The sequence below is a fragment of the Cellulophaga sp. genome, from assembly GCF_039943695.1.
Classification (GTDB): domain Bacteria; phylum Bacteroidota; class Bacteroidia; order Flavobacteriales; family Flavobacteriaceae; genus Cellulophaga.
In genome coordinates this window covers 63,685-69,822 of the sequence record NZ_JBDVAA010000088.1, presented here as the reverse complement: position 1 = coordinate 69,822, position 6,138 = coordinate 63,685, and the positions used below count along the sequence as shown (strand labels likewise).

Sequence of the window (6,138 nt, the reverse complement as noted above, 5' to 3'; positions counted from 1 at the left end):
TGGATGCAAGACATTGCTAAAGAAAAACAAACTGCCATTACAGGTAGTATTCCCTTTTTTGAAGATGATAACTTTTACAACCGCTTATTTTTTGTTTTTCCAAATGGCACTTTCCAAACCTATAACAAAAAACACACATTTACATTAGCTGGTGAAGACAAAGTATACAAAGCTGGAAGTAAAAAACTAATGATAGATTACAAAGGGTTTAAAATTTGCCCATTAATTTGTTATGATCTCAGGTTTCCTGTATGGGCTCGTAACACCAAAGATTATGACATATTGCTATATGTAGCCAATTGGCCTAAACAACGTATTGCTGCCTGGGATACATTACTAAAGGCAAGAGCTATAGAAAATATGAGCTATTGTATTGGCGTAAATAGAGTTGGCACAGACAATTTTAATTATGAATACACAGGACATTCTGCTGTTTATGATACATTAGGCAAAGAGCTTTGTTTTTCTACAACAGAAGAAATAATACATACCGTTTTACACAAGCAACACATTGCAGAAACACGTACTAAATTAAAATTTTTAGAAGATAGAGATGCGTTTACCTTACAATTTGAAAATTAAACGTTTCTTCCCAATTGGCTCTTAGCTCTATAGACGGAGAATAACTAACTCTTTCTGCAAAACGCTTGTTTAGATAACTACCTGTATCCCATTTTTGGTTCCCATTAGTATCTTCTATAACTCTAATTTGGCATTTTCCTGGTTTAACGTTTTTGTACACCAATGACTTTGGCTCTGTGGCAAATTGCTCCCTTATTAATTTACCAGACTCATCTACCAATTGTACAATTACTGGGTAAGTTACCTCGCCAGATAATGTAACTGTTAGCAAACTATTTTCAGTAGGGTCTACAAAAGATACTCTGTATTGTATAGTGTCGTTTACTGCATTAAAAAAATCTGTAACTGCTTCTGGTAATAATGTAATACTGTATTGGTTTTCTAATGGTACAACCATATCAAAATTTAACCTGTTTTTTACAGTATCTAAACTAATTGGCACAGAAACCGGAATAGTATCTTTATCTACTATCTTAATTTTTGATGTATCTATGGCCTTAATTGGAATATTTGCTGACACCCAAAACTGATTTTCTAAACTTATTTTTTTATTAGCAACTGTATTAAACTTTAAAGAATCTACAGCCAGTTTTCTAGATTTTACAATAAACGTATCTCTAGTTTTTTGGCGATCGCTAATTACATTAAAAATTAGAGAATCTGCTTTAAAAGGACTTATCCAATAATTTAATGTGTCTTTATCTACCTCTTTGGTTACTTTAGTTTTTACACTATCTGGCAAGTAACTTTGTCTTTCTATCCTAATGTCACTACCATCTCCCTTATACCCAAATAGTATTTTGTTTTTTGCTGCATAACTTGGCACAGAAACTGAAAAATCTGAAACCTCTTTAAATAAATCCAAAACGTATATAGAGTCTGTTGGCACAGTTATAAAGTGGTCTAAAAATGCTATTTTATCAATACCTTGATCAAACATATTGTTATTACTTTCATCTTTTAAAGCAAATAATGCATATGTACCTTCTTTTAAGTTTTTTAAAGAAAATATATTAGTACTATCTAGCGTATTGGTAATGTAATATGGAGGCTCTTTATACACAATAGAGTCTGTATAAGTACTGTCTACCTTGTACAACATTACACTTACAAACTCATCTACCTTTTGCTTAAATGCATCATTTACTACTCCAGATATACTTAAAGAATCTATGTAATCTCCTGTAGAAAAAACATAACTTAAAAAACTACTTGGGTTTCCCTCATTATTATCTTCTATACTTTGTCCAAAATTAAAAGTATACGTTGTGTTCTCTTTTAGAGTATCTTTTATGGTAATCTCTATGTATTTGCTTGCAGACCCTTGTGGTGTAATATCTGGCTGATATTTTAAAGGCGGAGAAACTATAAGCTGCTTTTGTATATCTTTTAGCTTTATATACTCATTAAACTCTAGCTTAATGGTTTTAGATTTAAAATTGATGCTCCTATTTGCAGGTGTAGCACTAATTAACTCTGCAGGTGTAATATCTTTGGGTCCACCAGACGGCGTTCCTCTTCTTGCACATTGCATAAATGCAAATACAACTAATCCTAAAAAAAGAAAGCTTAAAATACGTCTTACCATAGCCTAAATATTAGCACAAAGAAACAACAAATTACACAAACATAAAACTATGGCACTACTGCAATTGTTGCCACATAAATTGTAACATTTTTTGCTTTATTTAATGCTGTAGCGCAAGCTTCTATTGTAGCTCCTGTAGTAATTACATCATCTACCAACAAAATGGTTTTTCCGGCTATATTTTCTTCATTAGTTAGCTTGTATAAATCCTGATTTACTTTCCATCTTGCAAATCTATTTCTTTTAGTTAACGTTCTGGTATTTGCTGTTTTAAAAAGCACATCTTCTTGGTAGTCTGCATTTAAATGCTCTGCTAATTCTTGCCCAAATAAGGTTACTTGGTTGTAGCCTCTTTTTGTTAATTTTTTCTTATGTAAAGGCACTGGCACAACAATATCTATATCTAAGCGTTCTTTTATTAATTGCGCGTACCAACGTCCAAAAAAAGTTCCAATCTGTTGCTGATTTTTATATTTTAAATGATGAATAATGTTTTTTACAACCCCATTTTTTGTGAAAAATAAGAAAGAATTAACCTTTTTAACATTAATTCTACCATAGAAAATACGGTCAATTGGGTTTTCATCAGTGAAATTGTACTCGGTAAGAGGTAACTGATTTCGACAAACGGTACAAATTAATCGTTCACCTTTACGCAAAGGTGTATTACATCCAAAACACCCTAAGGGCATTAGTATTTTATTGATATGATTTAGTATATTTGACAACTTGTAATGCCCCAAATTTAACCCTACTTAAAATTACCTCCAACTTCCAATGGACTCACAAGATAACAATTTAAAATACAAAGTGATTATAGCTGCGCTTGCGGCCGTGATACTGGGTATCTTAATTGCTTTTTACTATAGCAATGCACAGTCCAACAGCAACATAAGCTATTTAGAGCGAGAGAAAAAAATGCTTACAGATAAGCTTGCCAATATGCAAGCTAATATAGAAAGTTTATCTTCTGAAGTAGAAGTTAACAAGATAGATTTAGATGTTGCAAATAGTGATGTATCTAGATTATTAGACTCTATTGGACAGCTAAATTTTGACAGTAATAAGTACGATCAAAACAAAAGAGAATTACGTAGATGGCAACTTAAATATGACAGTTTAAATATTAAGTATAATTCTTTAAAATACAATAACGTTGTTTTAAGCGAAAGTGTGCAGAATGCTAAAAAAAGAGCAGACCAATACAAAGCACAAGCTCTTGCTGCATCACAAAACGAAGAAGACCTAAAAGATGCTAACAACAAATTAAATAAAGAGCTTAAAAATAAGACCTATTTAAAAATAAGAAGCACAGAGTCTTTAGCTTTTAGAGTGCGTAATGGAAGAGATATTAATACAAACAAAGCAAACTTAATATCTAAACTTAGAGCCTGTACAACTATTAGCGGCAACCCTAATGACATTAATATAGAAAAAAGACTATACCTACAGTTTTTAGATCCTAACAAAAAAGTAATTTCTAATAACGCAAATATTATAAACGTAGACGGAAACGAGTATAGTAAAGCTGTAGATATTATTTACACTGGTATAAACGAAGAAATTTGTGAGCATATTAAATTACCGTCTGGTTCTTTAAAGCCAGGTATATATACTTTAAATGTTTTTGAAGAACAAAAATTACTTTCTTCTATAGAATTTGAATTAAAATAATTCAATCTATTAACACTAAAGTTCTATTTTTGCCATATGGCAAATCAAGAAGACAAATTTAAAAAGGTTATATCTCACGCAAAGGAGTACGGTTACGTGTTTCAATCTAGTGAAATATACGATGGTTTAAGTGCTGTATATGACTACGCACAAAACGGAGCAGAATTAAAAAATAACATTAAACAATACTGGTGGAAAGCAATGGTGCAGTTGCACGATAACATTGTTGGTATAGACTCTGCTATTTTTATGCACCCAACGGTTTGGAAAGCATCTGGACACGTAGATGCATTTAATGACCCGTTAATAGACAACAAAGATTCTAAAAAAAGATATAGAGCAGATGTTTTAATTGAAGACTACTGCGCTAAAATAGAAAACAAAATAAATAAAGAAGTTACCAAAGCTGCTAAACGTTTTGGTGATGCTTTTAACAAGCAAGAATTTATTACTACTAACCCACGTGTTGTTGGTTACCAAGAAAAAATAGATACTATTTTATCTAGAATGGGTAAATCTTTAGAAAACGAAGATTTAGCAGACGTAAAAAGTTTAATAGAAGAGTTAGATATTGTTTGCCCTGTATCTGGATCTAAAAACTGGACAGACGTTAAGCAGTTTAACTTAATGTTTGGTACAAAATTGGGTGCTTCTGCAGACAGTGCAATGGACCTTTACTTAAGGCCAGAAACAGCACAAGGTATATTTGTAAACTTCTTAAACGTACAAAAAACTGGACGTATGAAGATTCCTTTTGGTATTGCCCAAATAGGAAAAGCATTTAGAAACGAGATTGTTGCAAGACAATTTATTTTTCGTCAGCGTGAGTTTGAACAAATGGAAATGCAATTTTTTGTACGCCCTGGCACACAAAAAGAATGGTACGAGGCTTGGAAACAAAACCGTATTAAATGGCATTTATCTTTAGGTTTAGGTGAAGAAAACTACCGTTTTCATGATCATGACAAACTAGCCCATTATGCAGATGCAGCAGCAGATATAGAGTTTAAATTCCCTTTTGGATTTAAAGAGCTAGAAGGTATACACTCTAGAACAGATTTTGATTTAAGTAGTCACGAGAAGCATTCTGGTAAAAAATTACAATATTTTGATCACGAAATTAACGAAAGTTACGTACCATATGTTGTAGAAACCTCTATTGGCTTAGATCGTATGTTTTTAGCAGTTTTCTCTAACTCTTTAGTAGAGGAAGAATTAGAAAACGGATCTACTAGAACTGTTCTTAAATTACCTGCAGTGTTAGCACCTACCAAAGCTGCTATTTTACCACTTGTTAAAAAAGATGGCTTACCAGATGTAGCTAAAGAAATTATAGAAGACTTAAAATGGGATTTTAAAGTAATTTATGATGAAAAAGATGCTGTTGGTCGTCGTTACAGAAGACAAGATGCTAATGGTACTCCTTTTTGTATTACTGTAGATCACCAAACTTTAGAAGACAAAACTGTAACTATACGCCATAGAGATACTATGGAGCAAAAACGTGTTGCCATTACAGACTTAAAATCTATTATAGACGCAGAGGTATCTATGAAAGGATGGCTTAAAAAAATATAATTTTTTAAGTTGATAAAAAAAAGAGCTCACTAAAGCATTTGCCAGTAGTGAGCTCTTTTTTTATAATAAATTATTATTGCTAAAATCTGAAACCTACAGATAATCCTGCTCTAAAAATAAAATCGTCCTGAAAATCTTTAGGGTTAATATTTCTACCAAAACCACCGTTAAGTTCTAGTGTAAAACGCTCACTACGCGTAACCCATTTATAACCTCCACCAAGACCTAGGGCAACATTACTATAATCGCCAATAATTCTAGATCCCATTTCATTATACTTTTTTTCTCCCTTTATATATAATCCAAAAGCTTCTGCAAATGCACCACTTCTTGGCATATCTCCAAAGTAAGCCCTAAAATTAGGTCCAAATCCAAAGCTACCGTTATAATCTTCACCGTCACCATCAAAATGAAGAATTGCTCCAACACTTGTATCATCACCTAAAAAATACTCGTATCCAAACTCTGCAGAAGTTGTTGCCAAAAACATTCCTATATTAAATTTAACTTCTTGGTTTTTATCAAAATTAGAGTAAGCTTGGGCAGATACCATTTTGGCTCCCAATAAAAATAATACTACTAATAATCCTTTTTTCATAATGTTAGTGTTTTCTAATTCTCATTTTTCAATTTGCAAAAATAGAACTTTTTGTAAGAATCTCTCTCATTCATTTTTCATAGAACCCTTTGTTTTTTCTATTTTTAACTTTTTAATT

General features: G+C 32.0%; 6 protein-coding genes. 3 read left to right on the top strand and 3 right to left on the bottom strand.

Going from position 1 to position 6,138, the window contains the following annotated elements; genetic code table 11:
- The coding region (locus ABJD66_RS06295; RefSeq protein WP_348129446.1) for a nitrilase-related carbon-nitrogen hydrolase at nt 1-582 on the top strand (582 nt) is incomplete at its 5' end.
- Here ABJD66_RS06295 and ABJD66_RS06290 read toward each other — a convergent pair.
- Both ABJD66_RS06290 and ABJD66_RS06285 read right to left on the bottom strand, forming a co-directional pair.
- Nucleotides 560-2,170 (bottom strand): Ig-like domain-containing protein, encoded by a 1,611-nt coding sequence (locus ABJD66_RS06290; RefSeq protein ID WP_348129443.1) that lies wholly within the window; start codon nt 2,168-2,170, stop codon nt 560-562. The genes ABJD66_RS06295 and ABJD66_RS06290 overlap by 23 nt on opposite strands.
- A 47-nt stretch (nt 2,171-2,217) precedes the next feature.
- Nucleotides 2,218-2,862 (bottom strand): phosphoribosyltransferase family protein, encoded by a 645-nt coding sequence (locus ABJD66_RS06285; protein WP_100894621.1) that lies wholly within the window; start codon nt 2,860-2,862, stop codon nt 2,218-2,220.
- An 85-nt stretch (nt 2,863-2,947) separates the two neighbouring features.
- On the opposite strand from ABJD66_RS06285, the gene ABJD66_RS06280 reads away from it, so the two are divergent.
- Together ABJD66_RS06280 and ABJD66_RS06275 are read left to right on the top strand one after the other, a co-directional pair.
- Nucleotides 2,948-3,844, top strand: coding sequence for a hypothetical protein (locus tag ABJD66_RS06280; protein WP_100894620.1), 897 nt, complete (start codon nt 2,948-2,950; stop codon nt 3,842-3,844).
- Nucleotides 3,845-3,880: 36 nt separating this feature from the next.
- Complete coding sequence (locus ABJD66_RS06275; RefSeq protein WP_303541991.1) at nt 3,881-5,422, top strand: glycine--tRNA ligase; 1,542 nt, start codon at nt 3,881-3,883, stop codon at nt 5,420-5,422.
- A 79-nt stretch (nt 5,423-5,501) separates the two neighbouring features.
- On the opposite strand, the gene ABJD66_RS06270 is transcribed toward ABJD66_RS06275, so the two are convergent.
- On the bottom strand, nt 5,502-6,020 hold the full coding sequence (locus ABJD66_RS06270) for a hypothetical protein (protein ID WP_303541992.1): 519 nt from the start codon (nt 6,018-6,020) through the stop codon (nt 5,502-5,504).
- Between the last annotated feature and the right edge of the window lie 118 nt (nt 6,021-6,138).

What these genes read in the sequence shown, in the direction of transcription:
- ABJD66_RS06290 (WP_348129443.1), bottom strand. Translation starts at nt 2,170, where the DNA reads ATGGTAAGACGTATTTTAAGCTTTCTTTTTTTAGGATTAGTTGTATTT.
- ABJD66_RS06285 (WP_100894621.1), bottom strand. Translation starts at nt 2,862, where the DNA reads ATGCCCTTAGGGTGTTTTGGATGTAATACACCTTTGCGTAAAGGTGAA.
- ABJD66_RS06280 (WP_100894620.1), top strand. Translation starts at nt 2,948, where the DNA reads ATGGACTCACAAGATAACAATTTAAAATACAAAGTGATTATAGCTGCG.
- ABJD66_RS06275 (WP_303541991.1), top strand. Translation starts at nt 3,881, where the DNA reads ATGGCAAATCAAGAAGACAAATTTAAAAAGGTTATATCTCACGCAAAG.
- ABJD66_RS06270 (WP_303541992.1), bottom strand. Translation starts at nt 6,020, where the DNA reads ATGAAAAAAGGATTATTAGTAGTATTATTTTTATTGGGAGCCAAAATG.